This is a genomic window from Kitasatospora sp. NPDC004745 (genome assembly GCF_042873275.1).
Classification (GTDB): domain Bacteria; phylum Actinomycetota; class Actinomycetes; order Streptomycetales; family Streptomycetaceae; genus Kitasatospora.
The window spans coordinates 208,093-228,092 of record NZ_JBIALK010000008.1 but is presented as its reverse complement, the minus strand read 5'-3'; the positions used below and the strand labels follow the sequence as shown (position 1 = coordinate 228,092).

18 protein-coding genes are annotated in these 20,000 nt (G+C 74.4%); 12 read left to right on the top strand and 6 right to left on the bottom strand.

Going from position 1 to position 20,000, the window contains the following annotated elements:
• Positions 1 to 40 precede the first annotated feature (40 nt).
• Together ACFYUY_RS17110 and ACFYUY_RS17105 are read right to left on the bottom strand one after the other, a co-directional pair.
• Positions 41 to 1,165 (bottom strand): adenylate/guanylate cyclase domain-containing protein, encoded by a 1,125-nt coding sequence (locus ACFYUY_RS17110; protein ID WP_360216290.1) that lies wholly within the window; start codon positions 1,163 to 1,165, stop codon positions 41 to 43.
• Between the two features lie 169 nt (positions 1,166 to 1,334).
• Positions 1,335 to 2,228 (bottom strand): biotin--[acetyl-CoA-carboxylase] ligase, encoded by an 894-nt coding sequence (locus ACFYUY_RS17105; RefSeq protein WP_387901288.1) that lies wholly within the window; start codon positions 2,226 to 2,228, stop codon positions 1,335 to 1,337.
• 239 nt (positions 2,229 to 2,467) lie between these two features.
• Between ACFYUY_RS17105 and ACFYUY_RS17100 the strand changes: the two genes are divergently transcribed.
• The 4 genes from ACFYUY_RS17100 (at position 2,468) to ACFYUY_RS17085 (ending at position 5,233) form a co-directional block, all read left to right on the top strand.
• Positions 2,468 to 4,057, top strand: a complete 1,590-nt coding sequence (locus tag ACFYUY_RS17100; RefSeq protein WP_360216296.1) for an acyl-CoA carboxylase subunit beta — start codon at positions 2,468 to 2,470, stop codon at positions 4,055 to 4,057.
• A 24-nt stretch (positions 4,058 to 4,081) separates the two neighbouring features.
• A complete protein-coding gene (locus ACFYUY_RS17095) occupies positions 4,082 to 4,303 on the top strand; it encodes an acyl-CoA carboxylase epsilon subunit (protein WP_360216299.1) in 222 nt (73 codons plus the stop codon).
• Between the two features lie 152 nt (positions 4,304 to 4,455).
• On the top strand, positions 4,456 to 4,596 hold the full coding sequence (mmpB, locus tag ACFYUY_RS17090) for a morphogenic membrane protein MmpB (protein ID WP_360216302.1): 141 nt from the start codon (positions 4,456 to 4,458) through the stop codon (positions 4,594 to 4,596).
• Between the two features lie 34 nt (positions 4,597 to 4,630).
• A complete protein-coding gene (locus ACFYUY_RS17085) occupies positions 4,631 to 5,233 on the top strand; it encodes a nucleoside triphosphate pyrophosphatase (protein ID WP_360216305.1) in 603 nt (200 codons plus the stop codon).
• Between the two features lie 47 nt (positions 5,234 to 5,280).
• Here ACFYUY_RS17085 and ACFYUY_RS17080 read toward each other — a convergent pair whose 3' ends face one another.
• The gene (locus ACFYUY_RS17080) at positions 5,281 to 6,081 is read right to left on the bottom strand and encodes a hypothetical protein (protein WP_360216308.1); all 801 of its coding nucleotides are present in this window, start codon (positions 6,079 to 6,081) and stop codon (positions 5,281 to 5,283) included.
• A gap of 97 nt (positions 6,082 to 6,178) precedes the next feature.
• Here ACFYUY_RS17080 and ACFYUY_RS17075 point away from each other — a divergent pair, with 97 nt between their 5' ends.
• Both ACFYUY_RS17075 and ACFYUY_RS17070 read left to right on the top strand, forming a co-directional pair.
• Positions 6,179 to 6,913, top strand: coding sequence for a hypothetical protein (locus tag ACFYUY_RS17075; RefSeq protein ID WP_360216311.1), 735 nt, complete (start codon positions 6,179 to 6,181; stop codon positions 6,911 to 6,913).
• 236 nt (positions 6,914 to 7,149) lie between these two features.
• Complete coding sequence (locus ACFYUY_RS17070; RefSeq protein WP_360216314.1) at positions 7,150 to 8,925, top strand: biotin carboxylase N-terminal domain-containing protein; 1,776 nt, start codon at positions 7,150 to 7,152, stop codon at positions 8,923 to 8,925.
• Positions 8,926 to 9,051: 126 nt separating this feature from the next.
• Here ACFYUY_RS17070 and ACFYUY_RS17065 read toward each other — a convergent pair whose 3' ends face one another.
• Positions 9,052 to 10,011, bottom strand: a complete 960-nt coding sequence (locus tag ACFYUY_RS17065) for a DeoR/GlpR family DNA-binding transcription regulator (RefSeq protein WP_387901321.1) — start codon at positions 10,009 to 10,011, stop codon at positions 9,052 to 9,054.
• A gap of 236 nt (positions 10,012 to 10,247) precedes the next feature.
• The gene (locus ACFYUY_RS17060) at positions 10,248 to 11,702 is read right to left on the bottom strand and encodes an NAD(P)H-quinone dehydrogenase (RefSeq protein WP_360216321.1); all 1,455 of its coding nucleotides are present in this window, start codon (positions 11,700 to 11,702) and stop codon (positions 10,248 to 10,250) included.
• A gap of 99 nt (positions 11,703 to 11,801) precedes the next feature.
• Between ACFYUY_RS17060 and ACFYUY_RS17055 the strand changes: the two genes are divergently transcribed.
• Complete coding sequence (locus ACFYUY_RS17055) at positions 11,802 to 12,239, top strand: gamma-glutamylcyclotransferase (RefSeq protein WP_360216324.1); 438 nt, start codon at positions 11,802 to 11,804, stop codon at positions 12,237 to 12,239.
• Between the two features lie 25 nt (positions 12,240 to 12,264).
• Here ACFYUY_RS17055 and ACFYUY_RS17050 read toward each other — a convergent pair whose 3' ends face one another.
• Entirely contained in the window at positions 12,265 to 13,242 is a 978-nt protein-coding gene (locus ACFYUY_RS17050) for a hypothetical protein (protein ID WP_387901281.1), read from the bottom strand.
• Positions 13,243 to 13,470: 228 nt separating this feature from the next.
• On the opposite strand from ACFYUY_RS17050, the gene ACFYUY_RS17045 reads away from it, so the two are divergent.
• The 5 genes from ACFYUY_RS17045 to ACFYUY_RS17025 all read left to right on the top strand — a co-directional run bounded on the left by ACFYUY_RS17045 (position 13,471) and on the right by ACFYUY_RS17025 (position 19,913).
• Entirely contained in the window at positions 13,471 to 15,702 is a 2,232-nt protein-coding gene (locus ACFYUY_RS17045) for a HAMP domain-containing protein (RefSeq protein ID WP_387901279.1), read from the top strand.
• A 21-nt stretch (positions 15,703 to 15,723) separates the two neighbouring features.
• Positions 15,724 to 17,280, top strand: coding sequence for a poly-gamma-glutamate synthase PgsB (gene pgsB, locus ACFYUY_RS17040; protein ID WP_387901276.1), 1,557 nt, complete (start codon positions 15,724 to 15,726; stop codon positions 17,278 to 17,280).
• Positions 17,277 to 17,759, top strand: a complete 483-nt coding sequence (locus ACFYUY_RS17035; protein WP_360216336.1) for a poly-gamma-glutamate biosynthesis protein PgsC/CapC — start codon at positions 17,277 to 17,279, stop codon at positions 17,757 to 17,759. The genes pgsB and ACFYUY_RS17035 overlap by 4 nt, the downstream gene beginning before the upstream one ends.
• Positions 17,760 to 17,854: 95 nt before the next feature.
• Complete coding sequence (locus tag ACFYUY_RS17030) at positions 17,855 to 18,943, top strand: C40 family peptidase (protein ID WP_387901273.1); 1,089 nt, start codon at positions 17,855 to 17,857, stop codon at positions 18,941 to 18,943.
• Positions 18,944 to 19,091: 148 nt separating this feature from the next.
• Positions 19,092 to 19,913 carry a purine-nucleoside phosphorylase gene (locus ACFYUY_RS17025; RefSeq protein ID WP_360216342.1) on the top strand — a complete coding sequence of 274 codons (822 nt, stop codon included), beginning with the start codon at positions 19,092 to 19,094 and terminating at the stop codon, positions 19,911 to 19,913.
• Positions 19,914 to 20,000 lie beyond the last annotated feature (87 nt).

Sequence of the window (20,000 nt, the reverse complement as noted above, 5' to 3'; positions counted from 1 at the left end):
GTTTCAACCATTCGGCACCGGGAGCACGCAACCCCCGGGCCTACTCCGGCTTGAGCCGCCGCGACAGCAGCCACGGCTCGACCAGCCCGAGCCCGCGCACCGGCCGGCGCCACATCGGCTGGAGGTGGAAGCGGTGCCCGGCGTCCGGGCCCGGCACCGGCAGGCCGGAGGCGGGCATCCCGGCCGCCGCGGACAGCGCCTCCGCCAGGCCGGGCCCGTCCACGTCGGCCGGGGCGACGCTGCCGTTCTGCTCCAGCGCGGCGGCGAACTCGCCGTCGATCAGCACCGCGTCCTTGGGCGCGATCGAGGTGAGCCGGCTCGCCAGGTTGACGGTGGTGCCGAAGACGTCGCCCATCCGGGAGGTGACGGTGCCGAAGGCCATGCCGACCCGCAGCGCGGGGATGGTGTCGTCCTCGGCGAGCGCCTCGATCAGGCTGAGCGCGATCTCGGCGGCGGTCACCGGGTCCTCGGAGACGTAGAGGATCTCGTCGCCGAGCGTCTTGATGACCCGGCCGCCCTGACCGGCGATCAGGTCGGAGCAGGTGTTCTCGAAGGTCTCGACGAGCTCGCCGAGCTCCTCCTCCTCCAGCCGGCGCGACAGCCGGGTGAAGCCGACCAGGTCGGCGAAGCCGACCGCCAGCCGGCCGCTGGTGATCTCGTGGTCCTCGGCGGCCTGGACGACCCGGCCGGTGACGGCGGCGAGCTGCCGGCGCCAGACGTAGACCAGGAACTGCTCCAGCTCCGGAAGCAGCAGCTCGACCAGCGGGTACGCCACGTCGGCCCGGGTCAGCCCGGGTTCGACGGACTGGGTGAGGTTCTCCAGGAAGGTGTCCATCTGCCAGCCGGCCAGCCGCGCGGTGGTCTGCCCGGTGGACCGGGCCACCTGGATCGCCATCGACTCGCTGAGCAGACCGGACTCGACCAGGCCGGCCAGGCGGCGCAGCGCGATCACGTCGCCGTCGGTCAGCGCCCGGGACTGCCCGATGTCGGGGAAGCCCATCGCCCGCCAGAACCGGGTGGCCAGCTCCATCGGGACGTCGGCGGCGCGCGCGGCCTGGTACGGGGTGTAGCGGCGTGGCGCGTCCAGGATCAGACGTTCCAGTTCGAGCGCGACCGTGGGGTCGTGGGTGCCCGCCGTTCCGCCGCTGCTGCCGTCCTCTGCCACCGGTCCGTCCCCGTGCGGTCGCCGCACTCGCCTCGTGTCCTGCCTGTCCGGGCGCGCCCGCCACCCGGCGGGCAGTGGCGCGCCTCACACCGCTGCCAGGTGGAATGTTCGCACGGAATCACGTGATCCGGGGCATCAGCCCGGGTCAAGGGGAGGTGAAGAGTGCCGTTCAGCGGGGCTCGGGGCGCACGTGGACGACGTCCCCCGCGCCGACCGCCTGCCGTGCGCCGTCGGGGGTGCGGACCACCAGCCGTCCGTCGCCGTCGATCGCCACCGCCTCGCCGGTCAACTCGCGGTCCCCCGGCAGGTGCACCCTCACCTGCCGGCCGAGCGTGGTGCAGCGGTCCGCGTAGGCCCGGAGCAGTTCGCTGGCGTGCGGGTCCCCGGCGGCCGCCGTCCAGTCGCGGTACAGCTCGGCGAACTCGCGCAGCAGCGCCCGCAGCAGGACGGACCGGTCGGTGACCGCGGCGCCGGCCAGCGCCAGCGAGGCCGCCGCGGGGACGGGCAGCTCCGCCTCGCGCAGCGAGACGTTGAGGCCGAGGCCGGCGACCACGGCGCCGCCGCCCAGCTCGGTGAGGATGCCGCCGAGCTTGCGCTCCCGGCCGTCGATCTCCACCTGGAGGTCGTTGGGCCACTTCAGCCCGACCTCCACCCCGGCCACCCGGCTCAGCGTGCTGGCCGCGGCCACCCCGACCAGGATCGGCAGCCAGCCGTACCGCTCGACCGGCACCTCCTCGGGGCGCAGCAGCACCGACAGGAACAGCCCGGAGCGGGCCGGGGCGGTCCACTGCCGCTCCAGCCGGCCGCGCCCGGCGAGCTGCTCCTCGGCGACCAGCACCGCGCCCTGCGGGGCCCCGGCCCGGGCGCGGGCGGCGAGGTCGCTGTTGGTGGAGCCGGTCTCGGGGACGACGTCCAGCGAGGTCCAGAGCCCGCCCGGCAGCAGCAGGTCGCGGCGCAGCGCCGCCTCGTCCAGCGGCGGGCGGTCCAGGTCGGTCCAGGGCGACGGCCCGGTGCGGCCGAAACCGCGCAGTCCACTGCGGCGGGGGGTGTCGGGTGCGGTCATGGGGGCCACCCTAGGACCTGGCCGCGGGCAGGGGGCGTAGGCCGCCCCATCGTCCCTCAGAACGGCCGTTGACACACTGTGTCGATGGCCATAACGCCAGGACGTGCCCTACCGCCCCGCGTGCTGGCTACGCTACTCAACGGTAGTTCGCAGCGCCGCCCTGCCCTCATGCCCGGGACCCACTCCGGCCCGCGCGCACTCGAACAGGTCGCGGCCCATGGATCAGGGAGAGCCACCGGATGACCGAGGCGCCGTACGACCCCCACACCACCGCCGGCAAGCTCGCCGACCTGCGGCGCAGGCTCGACGAGGCGGTGCACTCCGGCTCCGCCAAGGCCGTGGAGAAGCAGCACGCCAAGGGCAAGCTGACGGCCCGCGAGCGGGTGGTCGAGCTGCTGGACGAGGACTCCTTCGTCGAGTTCGACGAGTTCGCCCGGCACCGCTCGACCAACTTCGGGCTGGACCGGACCCGCCCGTACGGCGACGGCGTGGTGACCGGCTACGGCACCGTGGACGGCCGCCAGGTCGCCGTGTTCGCGCAGGACTTCACCGTCTTCGGCGGCTCCCTCGGCGAGGTGTTCGGCGAGAAGATCGTCAAGGTGATGGACTTCGCGCTGAAGACCGGCTGCCCGGTCATCGGCATCAACGACTCCGGCGGCGCCCGGATCCAGGAGGGCGTGGTCTCGCTCGGCCTGTACGGCGAGATCTTCCGCCGCAACGTGCACGCCTCGGGCGTGATCCCGCAGATCTCGCTGATCATGGGCCCCTGCGCCGGCGGCGCGGTGTACTCCCCCGCGATCACCGACTTCGTGGTGATGGCCGACCAGACCTCGCACATGTTCATCACCGGCCCGGACGTCATCAAGACCGTCACCGGCGAGGACGTCGGCATGGAGGAGCTGGGCGGCGCGCGCACCCACAACACCAAGTCGGGCAACGCGCACTACCTCGCCACCGACGAGAAGGAGGCCGTCGAGTACGTCAAGAGCCTGCTCTCGTACCTGCCCTCCAACAACCTCTCGGACCCGCCGTCCTACCCCGAGCAGGCGGACCTCACGGTCACCGACGAGGACCTCGAACTCGACACCATCGTCCCGGACTCGGCGAACCAGCCGTACGACATGCGCAAGGTGATCGAGCACGTCGTCGACGACGGCGAGTTCCTGGAGACCCAGCCGCTGTACGCGGGCAACATCATCACCGGCTTCGGCCGGGTCGAGGGCCACCCCGTCGGCGTCGTCGGCAACCAGCCGATGGACCTGGCCGGCTGCCTGGACATCGCCGCCAGCGAGAAGGCCGCCCGCTTCGTGCGGACCTGCGACAGCTTCAACATCCCGGTGCTGACCTTCGTCGACGTGCCCGGCTTCCTGCCCGGCACCGGCCAGGAGTGGGACGGCATCATCCGCCGCGGCGCCAAGCTCATCTACGCCTACGCCGAGGCGACCGTGCCGCTGATCACCGTGATCACCCGCAAGGCCTTCGGCGGCGCGTACGACGTCATGGGGTCCAAGCACCTGGGCGCCGACCTCAACCTGGCCTGGCCGACCGCGCAGATCGCGGTGATGGGCGCGCAGGGCGCGGTGAACATCCTGCACCGGCGCGAGATCGCCGAGGCCGAGGCCGCCGGGAACGCCGAGGAGCGCCGGGCCGAGCTGCTCGCCTCGTACGAGGACACCCTGCTCAACCCGTACCTGGCGGCCGAGCGCGGCTACGTGGACGCGGTGATCGCACCGAGCGAGACCCGCCGGCACATCGTCCGGGGCCTGCGGGCGCTGCGCGGCAAGCGCGAGGTGCTGCCGCCGAAGAAGCACGGCAACATCCCCCTCTAGGCCCCGTCGGGAGAGAATCTAGCCATGGCCCCGATCCACGTGCTGCACGGGCAGCCGACCCCCGAGGAGCTGGCCACCGTCCTGGCGGTGGTCCAGGCCCGGGCCGCCGCCGCGCAGGCCGCCGCGGAGGCGGCGCGCCTGGCCGGTGTCGGCCCGGCCTCCCCCTGGAACGACCGCTCCCGCCTGCTCCGACCCGCCGTCCACCCGGGCGTCAACGCCTGGCGGACGTCCGGGTGGGCGGGCTGATCCGAGCCGAGCCGAGGTGTGCGGAGTGGGAAGTCGACCCGGTCGACTTCCCACTCCGTACGCGTTCCACCGCCGTCCCCGCAGCCCTGACCGCCGGAAACTGAGTACGGATACTCAGGCGCCCGGGCCCCGGCGCGGCGCACTCTGGACGGGTGCTCTGGTCAGACCCTCGCGACGAGCCCTCCCCGGAGGCCCGCCGGATGCTGGAGCGGCTGCACCGGGCCGGCCGGGTGCTCGCCGCCCTGTTGCTGGTGGGCGCCGTGCTGCTCATGATCTTCCCCTCGTTCACCTGACCGGCGGACACCCGCACCCCCTACCCTGGTGGGCATGACCGACCAGCGCCCCCTCGTCCTCGCCTCCGCCTCCCCCGCCCGCCTCGGGCTGCTGCGCCAGGCGGGCCTCGACCCGCGCGTGGTGGTCAGCGGCGTCGACGAGGACGCGATCAGCGCCCCCACCCCGGCCGAACTCGCGCTGGTCCTGGCCGAGGCCAAGGCCAAGGCGGTCGCCGCCGCACTGACCGGCGCCGAGCTGGTGATCGGCTGCGACTCCGTCCTGGAGCTGGACGGCCTGGCGCTCGGCAAGCCCGCCGACGCCACCGAGGCGCTGGCCCGCTGGCAGTCGATGCGCGGCCGGTCCGGGGTGCTGCGCACCGGCCACTGCGTGATCGACACCGCGACCGGCCGGCAGTCCTCGGCCACCGCCTCCACCACTGTCCGCTTCGGGACCCCGGACGACGCCGAGATCGCCGCCTACGTGGCCTCCGGCGAGCCGCTGCACGTCGCCGGGGCGTTCACCCTGGACGGGCGCTCCGCGCCCTTCGTCGAGGGCATCGACGGCGACCCGGGCAACGTCATCGGTCTCTCGCTGCCGCTGCTGCGCACCCTGCTCGCCGACCTCGGCGTCCGGATCACCGACCTCTGGAGCCGGTAGCCCGCCCGGCGGCCCGCCCGGGCCGGTGACCCGCCCGGGCCGGCGGCTCACCCGGCGGGGGCGTTCCTCGCCAGGAAGGCCAGCACGTCCGGCAGGGCGCCGTCCGCGAGCAGGTCGGCGCCGTGGTCGCCGCCCGGGTAGATCTTGAGCTCGTTCACGGGGGACCTCCCGAAGTCGTGCATCTGCCGGGCGTTCCCGGCGAACGGGGAGTCGTCCTCCTCGGCCGCGAAGAACTCCGGGGCCCGGAGGGCCTTCAGGGCCTCGTGCGCGTCCTCGCCGTCCCAGGACCACGGGCCGCTGAGCGAGACCACCGCCGCCACCGGCAGCGGGGTCGGCGCGCCCGCCGCGACCAGCGAGCCGGTGGCCCCCTTGGAGGCCCCCAGCAGCACCACCGCGGTGACGCCCTTGGTGCCCAGCCAGCTCAGCGCGGCCGGGATGTCCCTGGACGGGCTGCCCCCGACGGTGGCGGCCAGCACCGCGTAGCCCGCCCGGGTGAACGCGGGCAGGTAGGGCAGCCAGTCGCAGAGCGAGCCCTCCGCCTGGTGCGAGAACACCACGGCGACCTTCGCCGCCCCGCCGTCCGCCTGCTGGAAGTACGCCGGCCGGACGCCCGAGGCGCCCTGCAGGTCGATGCTGCCGGCCCTGGCCCGGTCCTCGCCGAGGCAGCCGTCCGTCCGGTCCGGCCGCGGGGTCGCCCCGCCCTGCACCGCCCCGGCCGCCGTCGTGCCGCCCCGGGCCGACGCGGTCGCCGCCGCGTCCCCTCCCGGCCCGGGACCGCCGCACCCCGCCAGGGCGAGCAGTGCCAGCAGTGCCACCGCCTTCGCCGACTTCCCCGTTGTGTAGGTCATGTGACGAACGCTAGGGAGACCGTCACGCACGGTCAATGGTCGTGCGGGGCGGGCGCCGCTAGGGTGATGGCCGTTCGAACGGGGAGGGGACGCGGCGATGACCGACGGCGTGCTCAACGTGCTGCTGGGGCTGGTGGCCAGTGCCATCAGTGCCGCGCTCGGCTGGCTGGGGCAGGCGCTGCGGCGCCGCCGCCGGGTCGAACGGGTCCGGGAGTTCCTCGGGCTGCCGGCGGGCGGCGAGTGCCTGATCGTGGTGCCGCGCAGTGTCGGGACGGGCTCGCACGCCAACACCGTGACCCGCCGGGACGCCTACGCGCTGATGTGGCTGGCCGGGCTGGTCGAGGAGTGCGGGGCGCGCCCGGAGCTGGTCGCGCACGACGCGGCGCACCGGGGGCTGGGCGTCAAGACCGAGCTGTGCCTGGGCGGCCCGGTCAGCAACGACCGGATGGCCGCGCACCTCGCCTGGGGCCTGCCGGGGGTGCTGGTGACCTCCGGTCCCGGTCCGGGGAGCAACGTCATCGTGGTGGGCGAGCGCGAGTTCGCCGCCGACCGCGACCAGGTGCACACCCTGCTGGCCCGGATCGCCACCCCGGAGGGCGGGCGCCCGGTGTTCCTGATCTCCGGCCAGACCGGCACCGCCAACCAGGCGGGCGTCCGGTACCTCGTCGCCCACCACCGCGAACTCGCCCGGAAGTACGGCCGCAACGGAAGCTTCGCGATCGTCCTGCGGGCGCTCAACCCGGAGGCGTACGGGCCGGACATGGTGGAGGTCGCCGCGGACGTCACGGCCGAGGCCCTGCAGCGCCCGGCCGCCCGCACGACCGCCGCTTGAGCCCGCCGGGCGAGAGTGTGTCCGATGCCACCGGGGCGCCACGCCGCCGCACCGTCACCCGCAGCGAACCGGGCCTCCCCGGCGGCACCGGCCGCGACCTGCGACGTCACTCGGAGGACGGCCGCGGAGGCCGCGAAATCCATCACCGTCCGTGTGGGATAGTTCACAACCTGGGGCTACTCGCCGGTACCGCCCAGGAATCCATAAACTCGACCAGGTTCAAGAAGGGAGCCACAGTGCGCAAGGTGCTCATCGCCAACCGCGGGGAAATCGCCGTCCGCGTCGCCCGGGCCTGCTCGGACGCCGGTATCGCCAGCGTCGCCGTCTACGCCGAGCCGGACCGGGACGCGCTGCACGTCCGCGCGGCCGACGAGGCTTATGCGCTGGGAGGCGACACCCCCGCTACCAGTTACCTGGACATCAGCAAGGTCCTGAAGGCCGCCGAGGACTCCGGTGCCGACGCGGTCCACCCCGGCTACGGGTTCCTGTCGGAGAACGCCGAGTTCGCCCAGGCCGTGCTCGACGCCGGTCTCACCTGGATCGGCCCGCCCCCGCAGGCCATCCGCGACCTCGGCGACAAGGTGACGGCCCGGCACGTGGCGCAGCGCGCCGGCGCGCCGCTCGTCGCCGGCACGCCGGACCCGGTCTCGGGTGCCGACGAGGTCGTCGTGTTCGCCCGCGAGCACGGCCTCCCGGTCGCCATCAAGGCGGCCTTCGGCGGCGGCGGCCGCGGCCTCAAGGTCGCCCGCACGCTCGAGGAGATCCCGGAGCTGTACGAGTCCGCGGTGCGCGAGGCGGTCGCCGCCTTCGGTCGCGGCGAGTGCTTCGTCGAGCGCTACCTGGACAACCCGCGGCACGTGGAGACCCAGTGCCTCGCGGACAAGCACGGCAACGTGGTGGTCGTGTCCACCCGTGACTGCTCGCTGCAGCGCCGGCACCAGAAGCTCGTCGAGGAGGCGCCCGCGCCGTTCCTGACCGCCGAGCAGAACGCCGAGCTCTACCGGGCGTCCAAGGCCATCCTCAAGGAGGCCGGCTACGAGGGCGCCGGGACCTGCGAGTTCCTGGTGGCGCTGGACGGCACGATCTCCTTCCTGGAGGTCAACACCCGTCTGCAGGTCGAGCACCCGGTCACCGAGGAGGTCACCGGGATCGACCTGGTCCGCGAGATGTTCCGGATCGCCGACGGCGAGGAGCTCGGCTACGGCGACCCGGAGGTGCGGGGTCACTCCTTCGAGTTCCGCATCAACGGCGAGGACCCGGGCCGCAACTTCCTCCCCGCGCCCGGCACCGTGACGCTGTTCGCCCCGCCGTCCGGCCCGGGCGTCCGGCTGGACTCCGGCGTGGAGAGCGGCTCGGTCATCGGCCCGGCCTGGGACTCCCTGCTGGCCAAGCTGATCGTCTCCGGCCGCGACCGCAAGCAGGCCCTGGAGCGGGCCCGCCGCGCGCTGAACGAGTTCAAGGTCGAGGGCATGGCCACCGCCATCCCGTTCCACCAGGCGGTCGTCACCGACCCGGCGTTCGCGCCCGAGGTGCACGGCGACGAGGGCCCGTTCAAGGTCTTCACCCGGTGGATCGAGACCGAGTTCGACAACACCATCCCGCCGTTCGCGGGTGCGGCCGGCGACGGCGAGGAGGCCGAGGGCCGCGAGACCGTCGTGGTCGAGGTCGGCGGCAAGCGGATCGAGGTCTCGCTGCCGTCCTCGCTGGGCGTCGCGGCGGCGCCGGCGGCCGGTGCCACGGGTGCCGCGAAGGCCAAGCGCCGGGTGGGTGCCAAGAAGGCCGGTTCGGCGGTCAGTGGTGACACCCTGGCCTCGCCGATGCAGGGCACCATCGTCAAGGTCGCCGTGGAGGAGGGCCAGGTCGTCGCCGAGGGCGAGCTGATCGTGGTCCTGGAGGCGATGAAGATGGAGCAGCCGCTGAACGCGCACAAGGCGGGCACGATCGTCGGCCTCAAGGCCGAGGTGGGTGCCAGCGTCAGCAGCGGTGCCGCGCTCTGCGAGATCAAGGACTGACGCCCGCGGGCTTCACCCGGCCGGTCCGTACGCCCCTCGGGGTGTGCGGACCGGCCGCGTTCCCGGGCCCGTCCGGCCAGGTCGCGGGCCCGTCCGAGCTGCCTCCCGGGCCCGTCCGGCCGTGGCTCAGCGCCCGCGCGGCAGGCCCATCTCGGCCAGCCGGACAGGCATGCCGCCGCCCGGGCCGGCCGGGCCCCCGTGCGCTCCGGGCCGCCGCTGGCCGGGCAGCGGGGCCCCGCCGGGGGGCGGGCCGGCCCGCCGGGGCAGCGGCCCGGGCTGGGTCTGGTGGACGGGGCCGCTGCCGGTGCCGTGCACCGGGGCGTCGCCGGTGGGGGCGGCGCCGAGCGGCGCCAGGTCGATCTGCACCCCGCAGTCGGCGAGCGCGTCCAGTTCGCGGGCGGTTGCGTCGTCCGCGGTGGCGTGCTCGTCGGTGACCAGCCGGGTGATGGTCTCGGTGGGCACGGTCTGGAACATGGTGTCCGCGCCGAGCTTGGTGTGGTCGGCGAGGACGATGACCTCGGAGGCCGACTGCACCAGCGCCCGGTCCACGCTCGCGGACAGCATGTTGGTGGTGGACAGGCCCCGCTCGGCGGTCAGCCCGCTGCCGGAGATGAAGGCCTTGGACACCCGCAGGCCGTGCAGGGACTGCTCGGCACCGCTGCCGACCAGTGCGTAGTTGGAGCCCCGCAGGGTGCCGCCGGTCATCACCACCTCCACCCGGTTGGCGTGCGCCAGCGCCTGGGCGACCAGCAGCGAGTTGGTGACGACGGTGAGGCCGGGCACCCGCGCGAGCCGGCGGGCCAGCTCCTGGGTGGTGGTGCCGGCGCCGACCACCACCGCGTCGCCCTCCTCCACCAGGCCGGCGGCGAGGTCCGCGATGGCGCTCTTCTCGGCGGCGGAGAGGTGGGTCTTCTGCGGGTAGCCGGGTTCGCGGCTGAAGCCGCCGGGGAGCACCGCGCCGCCGTGCCGGCGGTCGAGGAGCCCTTCTGCCTCCAGTGCCCGTACGTCGCGGCGCACGGTCACTTCGGACGTCTGGACGACGCGGGCCAACTCCCGGAGCGAGACCGCTCCGTTGGCGCGCACCATTTCGAGGATCAACTGGCGACGTTCTGCTGCAAACACAGAACCGACGGTAACCTGCGTGACCGTCTGCTTTCAGGCGTTTGCAGCTAGTAGCGGGAATTGCTCGCGTCCGAGCGGCGCGTGACCGTACAATACGCGCCGTCAGCAACCCGGCACTGCGCCCGCCGTCCGGGTGACGATCACTCCTGCGCGAAGGGCGGCCGCCGGTCGGCAGCCGCCCTCAACTGTGCGCCGGAGGCTCAGGATTCGCCGCCGGCCCGCTTGCGGATGTGCAGCTGCCGGGCGGCCTCGGCGGTCGAGCCGGAGACGGACGGGTAGACCGTGAAGGCGCTGGCCACCTGTTCGACCGTCAGATTGGCGTCCACCGCGAGCGAGATCGGGTGGATCAGTTCGCTGGCGCGCGGGGCGACGACCACGCCGCCGACCACGATGCCGGTGCCCGGGCGGCAGAACAGCTTCACGAAGCCGTCCCGGATGCCCTGCATCTTGGCCCGCGGGTTGCCGCGCAGCGGCAGCTTGACCACGACCGCGTCCATCTTGCCGCACTGCACGTCCGCCGCGGTGTAGCCGACGGTGGCGATCTCCGGGTCGGTGAAGACGTTGGAGGCGACGGTCTTCAGGTTCAGCGGCTGCACCGCGTCGCCCAGCGCGTGGTACATCGCGATCCGGCCCTGCATGGCCGCCACCGAGGCGAGCATGAAGACGCCGGTGCAGTCGCCGGCCGCGTACACGCCCGGGGCGCTGGTGCGGGAGACCCGGTCGACCTGGATCTGGCCCCAGTCGTTGAGCTTCACCCCGGCCTCCTCCAGGCCCATCTCGGCCGTGTTGGGGATCGAGCCGACCGCCATCAGGCAGTGCGTGCCCTCGATCACCGTGCCGTCGGAGAGGGTCACCTCGACCTTGTCGCCGATCCGCTTGGCGCTCTCGGCGCGGGAGCGGCTCATCACGTTCATGCCGCGGCGGCGGAAGACGTCCTCCAGCACCTCGGCGGCGTCCGGGTCCTCGCCGGGCAGCACCCGGTCGCGCGAGGAGACCAGGGTGACCTTCGAGCCGAGCGCCTGGTAGGCGCCGGCGAACTCGGCACCGGTGACACCGGAGCCGACGACGATCAGCTCGCGCGGCAGCTCCTCCAGGTCGTACACCTGGGTCCAGGTCAGGATCCGCTCGCCGTCCGGCTGGGCGTCCGGCAGCTCGCGCGGGTGGGCGCCGGTGGCGATCAGCACCGCGTCGGCGCGCAGCGACTGCACGGTGCCGTCGGGAGCGTCCACCAGCACCTCGCGGGAGCCGTCCACGGCCTGCCCGCCGGAGCCGAGCCGGCCGCGGCCGCGCAGCACGGTGACGCCCGCGCGGGTGACCGACTGGGTGATGTCGTGGGACTGCGCGATCGCCAGGCGCTTCACACGGCGGTTGACCTTGCCCAGGTCCACGCCGATGACCCGCGCCGCCTGCTCGGCCGGCGGGGTGTCGTCCGCGACGATGATGCCCAGCTCCTCGAACGAGCTGTCGAAGGTGGTCATCACCTCCGCGGTCGCGATCAGGGTCTTCGACGGCACGCAGTCGGTGAGCACCGCCGATCCGCCAAGACCGTCGCGGTCGACGACGGTCACCTCCGCGCCGAGCTGAGCGGCCACCAGGGCCGCCTCGTAGCCGCCGGGTCCGCCACCGATGATCACGATCCGAGTCACGCTCACCATTGTCCCGCACGCCGGGAGCGCCGCCACGCCGGGGTCGGGGCTCCGGTGCGATCGTCCAGGAGCCCCGGAGCGTCCGCCGACCGGGCTACTCTTCCCCCCATGCCCCTTTACGCCGCGTATGCCACCAACCTCGATGCCCGGCAGATGACCCGCCGCGCCCCGCACTCCCCGCTGCGCGGCACCGGGTGGCTGGACGGCTGGCGGCTCACCTTCGGCGGTGAACACCTCGGCTGGGAGGGCTCGCTGGCCACCGTCGTCGAGGACGAGAAGGAGCGGGTCTTCGTCTCGCTGTACGACGTCTCGCCGATGGACGAGGAGGGCCTGGACCGCTGGGAGGGCGTCCAGCTCGGCATCTACCGCAAGACCAAGCTGCGCGCGCAGACCCTGGACGGCGACATCCAGGTCTGGACGTACGTGCTCAACGACTACGAGGGCGGCCTGCCCGCGGCCCGCTACCTCGGCCTGATCGCGGACGCCGCGGAGAGCGCCGGCGCCCCGCACGACTACGTCATGGACCTGCGCCGCCGCCCCTGCTAGGTCCACTCCTTCGGGCCCGCCACCGCTAGCCCGCCGCCCAGCCGCGCGCCGTCCGCGCCAGCACCCCGGCCACCTCCGCGCGGCGGGCCGGCTCGGTGCGCAGCGCGTTGCCCAGCTCGACGTGCAGCCACGGCACCGCCAGCCCGGCGGCGAACCGGCCCTCCACGTTGGTGGTGCCCCCGAGCTGCCCGCACTTCTCCCGCCAGGCCCGGCAGACCGCGAAGCCCGCCCGGTCCAGCCCGGCCGCCGTCGTGTCGGCGGCCGGCCCCGGCTGCCCGGCGCCGCTGGAGACCACCGCGTCCTGCCCGGGCAGGCTGCCCTCGTCGAAGCCGTGCACCTGGATGCCGGGCAGTCCGCGCCCGGTGAGCGCCTCCACCACCGCCGCGAAGACGGTGTCGGCCCGGTGGGCGACGTCCGAGGCGCCGTCCGGCCCGGCCCTGCGGTGCGCCCCGGCCAGCACCAGCACCCCGCCGGGCGCGGCCCGGAAGAGGTCCACCCCGAGCGCCTCGGTGCGCGCGTCCGACACCGGGTGCGGCACCTGCACCGACCAGCCGGCCCGGACCGAGAGGTCCAGGTAGACCCGGCCCCAGCCACGGCCGTCCGCCGCGGTGGCGTCGGCGATCTCGGCCACCCGCCGGCCGGTCGCCGCCTCGGTGAACTCGGTCAGCCGGTAGCCCACCCGCGCCAGCGCCCGGCCCGCCTGGTCGGGGTGGCCGTCCAGCGCGCCGAGCACGCCGTCGGCGATCGCCCGGCGCTGCCCGGCGTCCGGCACGGCGTACGGGCCGGACGGGCCGAAGCCCTCGGTGTACGCGTCCACCAGGGCCGCCAGGTCCACCGGGCCGGGCCCGGTCGGGCCGGTCGGGCCCGCGGGAACGTCCCGCACCGCCGCGGGCGGGCCGGCCGTCCCGCGCGCGGCGAGGGTCAGCACGGCCGCGAGCGCCGCGAGCACCAGCAGCACCGCCACCGGCAGCAGTGGTGTGCGTCGCGAACCCCGAGTCTCCATGGCCGTCGAACCTACCCTGCCGGCCACCGTGTCCATGATCCACACCGGGCGGACGAAAAGAGATCCCGAAGCGACATCCGACCGCAACCGAGACGTGACAACTTTTGCGATTCCTCTTCGTACGCTGATTCGGCTTGACCCATTCTTGATCAGCGCTTGACCGAGGAGGCCGGCGGAGCCTCCCGCGGGGCGGGCCGCGCCGGGCCGCCGGAGGAGAACGAGGCCCCCGTGAGCACGGCACCCAACCCGCCGCGACAGCACCGCTATCGCCGCCGGGCCGACATGCCGCTGCTCGGAGGCATCCGGCCGCCCATCGTGCTGCTCCTGGTGCTGCTGCTCGCGGTCGCCGCGATCACCGCGCTCGCCGTCGGCGGACTGCGCGTCGACGACACCCCGCAGGCCGTCCGGGAGTCCCACCAGTACGCCGCCGAGGACACCGCGGCCTCGCTGCGCGCCGGACTCCACGAGAGCGCCACCGACCTGCGCCGCGCCGCGGCCCGGTACGACGCCGCGCCCGCCGAGCCCTCCGCCGTGCTGACCGCGCTCGGCCAGGCGTACCACAAGTGGCGCGGCACCGTCGTGGTCCGCCCCGACACCGGCCGGCTGCTCGCCGCCCGCGGCGAGACCGTGCCGCTGGCCGGCCTGGACCTCGGCAGGGTCACCGACACCGCGCCCGCACCCGTGCTGGTGCCCTCGACGACCGGCACCCGGCTGCTCACCTTCGCGCTCGTCACCACCAAGGCCGACGGCCGGGCCCTGCTGGTCGCCTCCGACAACCTTCGGCTGCCCGGCATCGCGACCCGCAAGGAGCAGACCATCCAGGTCCTGGACGCCGCTGGCGCCGTCCTGGACACCACCGGCGCCGAGCTCGGCGCCGAGGCCGACCGCAAGCTCGTCTCCGGCGCCCGGGAGCGCGCCGCCCGCGAACGCCCCCTCCCCGGCGGGACGGCCTCCGGCAGCCTGGCCGGCAGCCCGGACGCCAAGGGCGTGCGCCGGGTGGCCGGCTACGCCGCCGTCGGCACCGCGGGCGGGCACGACCTCGCCACCCCGCTCGGCCTGACCGTGGTCTCCACCAGCACCGTCGACGGCAGGCCCGGCAGCCTGCGGCACCCCCTGCTCGGCCTGGCCGCCGCCGGCGCCCTGACCGCCCTGGCCCTGCTGCTCGCCTGGTACCTCGTCCGCAGCCTCCAGCGCCCGCTGCTGCGGCTGTTCCTGGAGTCCCGCCGGCTCACCCGCGGGGACCGCCTCGACCAGCCCGTCCACGGCCCCGCCCGCGGCGAGGCCGGCCGGATCACCCGCGCCCTGGAGGAGCTGCGCCTGCAGCTGCTCGACCCGGCCCGCCCGCCGGCCCCCGTCCGGCCCGACCGCCGCCGACCGGGCACCGCGCTGCCGCTGGCGCTGTGCGCCGTCCTGGTGCTCGGCTGGTCCGGCCCGCTGCTGCTGCTCGGCGGCAACGACCCGACCGTCCGGGTCCCCACCCAGGTGGTGGCCGGCCAGCGCGACCGCACCGACACCGCCGCCGACCGGGTCCGCCAGGCGCTCAACGAGGGCTACGCGGACCTGCGCTCGCTCGCCCCGGAACTCGCCGGTGCCTCCGTCGGCCAGGCCGACGCCCTGCTGCGCGCGACCCTGGCCGAGCACGACCGCTACCGCGCGCTGTACGTCCTCGGCGCGGGCGGCGAGCTCCTGGCCCACGTCGGCGAGCCGCCGCACCGCACCGGCCCGGAGGCGCTCGGCGCGAGCGGCGTGCTGCTGCTCAACAGCTCCGGGAAGGAGCCGCGGATCGCCGCCCGCGCCTCACTCGCCGCGGCGCCCGCGGACGCCGAGGCGGAGGGCGCCGCCGAGCCGGCGGGGCCGGTGCTGGTCGGCGAGTTCAAGACGGACTTCCTCAGCGCGCTGCTGGTCCGCCCCGGACTGGGCCGGGTCTGGCTGGTCGACGACCGGCAGCGGGTGCTGGCCGCCAACGCGGGCTACAGCTCCTTCGGCGACCTGCCCGAGGGCCGCGCCAAGGCCCTGCTGGCGGGCGCCGGGAAGTCGGCCGCCGCCGACGTGCTGCGCGGCGGCGGCGACCCGGCCCTGCTCGCCGCCGCCCCGCTCGGCGGCAACGGCACCGTGGCCAAGCTCGGCTGGTCGGTGGTCACCGCCCACCCGGTGGCCTGGCTGCACCTGGACCAGAACCGGGCCGACCGGCGGGCCGTACTGGCCGGCATGCTCGGCCTGGCCGCGGCCGCGCTCTGCCTCGGCTGGCTGTTCATCGCCGTCGGCCTGCCGCTGCGCCGGCTGGCGGCGAGCGCCGAGGCGCTGGCCACCGGTGACCGCCGGACGGTGCTCTACCCCGTCCACCACGACGAGGTGGGCGCCGTCGCCCGGAGCCTGGAGCTGATCCGCCAGGAGCTGGCCCGCCCCCGCCGTACCGCCACCGCTCCCGCCCCCGCGCCCGCGTCCGCGTCCGCCCGCTGAGCCCCGCCCGAAGGACCTCCCGTGCTCTTCCTCTACGTCGTGCTGCTGGTCTGCTGCGCCGTGCTGCTGGTGGCCGGCATCGTCGAGCAGCGCCGGCACTTCGCCGCGCTGGAGCAGATCCCCGCCCGGGTGCTGGTCAACGGCATCCGCGGCAAGAGCTCGATCACCCGGCTCTGCGCGGGTGCGCTGCGCGGCGGCGGGCTGGTGACGGTCGCCAAGACCACCGGCACCGCCGCCCGGTTCATCCACCCGGACGCCACCGAGGAGCCGGTCTACCGCAAGTTCGGCATCGCGAATGTGGTGGAGCAGATCGGCATCGTCCGCCGCGCCGCCACCTACCGGCCGGACGCCCTGGTCATCGAGTGCATGGCCGTCATGCCGGCGCTCCAGGAGGTCAACCAGACCAAGCTGATCCGCTCCACCATCGGCGTGCTGTGCAACGTCCGCGAGGACCACCTCGCCGAGATGGGCCCGACCCTGGACGACGTCGCCCGCTCGTTGTCCCGCTCGATGCCGGTCGGCGGCGTCTGCGTCACCGCCGAGCAGGAGCGCGCGCACATCCTTCGCGAGGAGGCGGCCCGCCGGGACTGCCGGCTGATCGTGGTGGACCCGGAGTCGGTCACCGACGAGGAGCTGCGCGGCTTCAGCTGGTTCACCTTCAAGGAGAACGTCGCGATCGCCCTGGCCGTCGCCGAACTCCTCGGCGTGGAGCGGCGGACCGCGCTGCAGGGCATGTGGGCGGCCCCGCCGGACCCGGGCGTGCTCTCCGTCGAGCGCTACCGCACCGAGGACGGCAAGCGGCTGCGGTTCGCCAACGTCTTCGCCGCGAACGACCCCGAGTCGACGCTGATGAACGTCCGCCAGCTGGAGGACCTGGGCGCGATCCACCGCCCGCTGAACGTGGTGGTGAACTGCCGCCCGGACCGGGTCGAGCGCAACGGGCAGATGGGCCAGATCGTGCCCGACCTCGACCCGGACACGGTGTTCCTGATCGGCCACCCCACCAAGAGCGCCCGCGACGGCATCCCGGCCGGCTGGTCCGGCCGGGTGGTCGACCTCGGCGGCGACCGGCGCGACCCGGCGCAGCTCACCGCCGAGCTGCTGGCCGAACTCGGCCCGGACTCCTCGCTGGTGGCCGTCGGCAACATCCACGGCCAGGGCGAGCTGTTCCTGGAGGAGCTGGCCCGGCTCGCCCCCGACGAGGACCCGGACGCCCCGGACGCCCCCGAGTCCGCCTACCGGGAGCCCGAGCCGCTCTACCCCGAGCCGGACTACGGCGACCCGGGCTACCACCGGCCCTGGCCGTACGAGGCCGGCGCGTACGAGCCGGTCGCGTACGAGCCCCGGCCCTACGAGGCCCAGCCGTACGAGGCCGGCGCGTACGAGCCGGTCGCGTACGAGGCCCAGCCGTACGAGGCCCAGCCGTACGAGGCGGGCGCGTACCGGTCCGGGCCGCAGGCGTACCGCCCGCACCCGTACGAGCCCGGCCCCGCGGTGCCCGTCCACGTCCCCGAGCCGATCCCCGACTCCTGGTACGACCCCCTCCCCCGCACCACCAACCACGGAGACCAGCAGTGATCCCCACCGAGCTCACCCCCGAGATCGCCGCCATCGGCATCGCGCTCGGCCTGGTCTTCTCGCTCGTCTGCTACCTGACCACCAACCTGTCCCCCGGCGGCATGATCACCCCCGGCTGGCTGGCCCTCACCCTGGTCGAGGACCTCCAGCGGGTGGCCATCGTGATCGGCGTGACGGTGCTGACCTACCTCGCCACCCGGCTGGTCCAGAAGCTGGTGATCCTCTACGGCAAGCGGCTGTTCGCCGCCGTGGTGCTGATCGGCGTGCTGCTGCAGGCGACGGTGATGCTGGTGCTCCAGCGCGAGCTGCCGACCCTGTACGCCAACCAGACGCTCGGCTTCATCGTCCCCGGCCTGATCGCGTACCAGCTGGTCCGCCAGCCCCGGGCGGCCACCCTGATGGCCACCAGCACAGTGACCCTGGCCAACTACGTGGTGCTCACCGCCGGCGTCCTGCTCGGCGCCCTGCCCGGCACCTGATCCCGCACGCGCCGGACGCGCCGGAACCACCCGGAATCCCGGCCCCCGGACCACCAGGACCCCAGGACCCCAGGAAGGAAGCGAGCGAGCCCCCGATGCCCGTCACCCGCAAGTCCCTGCTCAGCGGCGGCCTCGCCGTCACCCTGCTCGCCGCCAGCGGCTACCTCACCGTCCAGCTGCGCGACCGCGACCGGCAGCCGGCCGCGGGCGGCACCGCGCCGCTGATCACCACCACCGCCACCCCGGGCCCGGTCGGGGACACCGCCGCGGCGGCCGCCGGGTACCGCTACGAGCGCCTGACGGGGCCCGACCGGACCGTCGTCCGGGACGCCCGCGGCGGCGTGGTCGCCACCCTGACCGACAACGCCCGCACCGCCGTCCTGGCCGGCCCCAGCCGGACCTTCGCCGAACCGGGCACCACCGCGGCCACCGTGCTCTCCGACAACTGGGTGCGGCTGATGCCGCAGCCGTGGCGGCCGGGCGCGGAGCAGGAGGCCTGGTTCCGCACCTGGTTCCGGCAGTCGCTCGGCTCCACCGCGGACGACGTGCTGGCGGTGGCCGTCCAGTACCTGGCCGGCGCGGCGCCCGAGAAGGACGGCAAGGGCGTGCGGTTCAAGGGCGACGCCTCCTTCGGCCCGCTCAACCCCAACGGTTCGGTCGGCAACGACCTGCGCCTGGAACAGACCGACTTCCTCGACTACCTGGGTGTTCCGTACACGTTCGCGGACAAGGTCGCCAAGCAGCCCGACCGAGCCCGTTACGGCGCCTTCGACTGCTCCGGGTACGTCCGGATGGTCTACGGCTACCGGTCGGGTTATCCGCTGCTCTCCAAGGACGCGGCCGGCCCCGGCCTGCCCCGCACCGCCAACGGCCTGGCCCGGCTCGGCCCCGGCGTCCCGGTGCTGCCGCTGACCACCGCGCCGGGCTCCGACACCACCGTGCGGCCGGCCTCGATCGACCCGCTCCAGCCCGGTGACCTGGTCTTCTTCGAGATCGACGCCCGCACCGGCACCCGGCTCGACCACACCGGCATCTACCTGGGCCTGGACACCGACGGCCACCCCCGGTACGTCTCCAGCCGGGAGGAGGCGGACGGCCCGACCTTCGGCGACAAGGGCGGCACGGCGCGGCTGGACGACAACGGCCTGTACGCGAAGGGACTGCGCAGCGCGAAACGGCTCTGACGAGCGGCCCGGCCCCCTGGAGGTACCGACGAGTGACATCACCCGAAAGGCCTCATCCAGCTGTGCTTTCGGGTCAACCGGGTAACGATCCGGCACGCCGCGCCCGATTTTCTACGCGCGTAGCCGATTCCCGTCTATCCTCGGACCCGTGAACGCAACCCCTCAGTCGGTCGTCTCCGCCGACCCCTACGCCGCCGCCCAGGCCGCCGCCGAGCGCCTCCGCGAGCTGACCGGTGCCGAGCGGCACGACGTCGCCCTGGTGATGGGCTCCGGCTGGGTGCCGGCCGCCGACGCCCTGGGCGAGACCGTGGCCGAGTTCCCGGTCACCGAGCTCCCGGGCTTCCCCGCCCCCGCCGTCGCCGGCCACGCCGGCAAGATCCGCTCGGTGAAGATCGGCGACAAGCGCGCCCTGATCTTCCTCGGCCGCAACCACTACTACGAGGGCCACGGCGTGGCCACCGTCGTCCACGGCGTGCGCACCGCCGCCGCGGCCGGCTGCGGCATCATCGTGCTGACCAACGGCTGCGGCGGCCTGCGCCAGGGCTGGGTGCCCGGCCAGCCGGTCCTGATCAGCGACCACATCAACCTGACGGCGGACTCCCCGATCGTCGGCGCCAACTTCGTCGACCTCACCGACCTCTACTCCAAGCGCCTGCGCGAGCTGTGCCACGAGGTCGACCCGACCCTCGACGAGGCCGTGTACGTGCAGTTCCGCGGCCCGCACTACGAGACCCCGGCCGAGGTCAACATGGCCCGGGTGATCGGCGGCGAGCTCGTCGGCATGTCCACCACCCTGGAGGCCATCGCCGCCCGCGAGGCCGGCTCCGAGGTGCTCGGCATCTCCCTGGTCACCAACCTGGCCGCCGGCATCACCGGCGAGCCGCTCAACCACGAAGAGGTGCTCGAGGCCGGCAAGGCCTCCGCCGAGCGCATGGGTGAGCTGCTGGCGAAGGTCCTCGAGCGGATCTGACGCCCACCGGGCGCACGACGCACGAGCGACGGGGCCCGTGGGCGGGCGTGATCCGCCGATCACACCCGCCCGCGGGCCCCGTCCGCA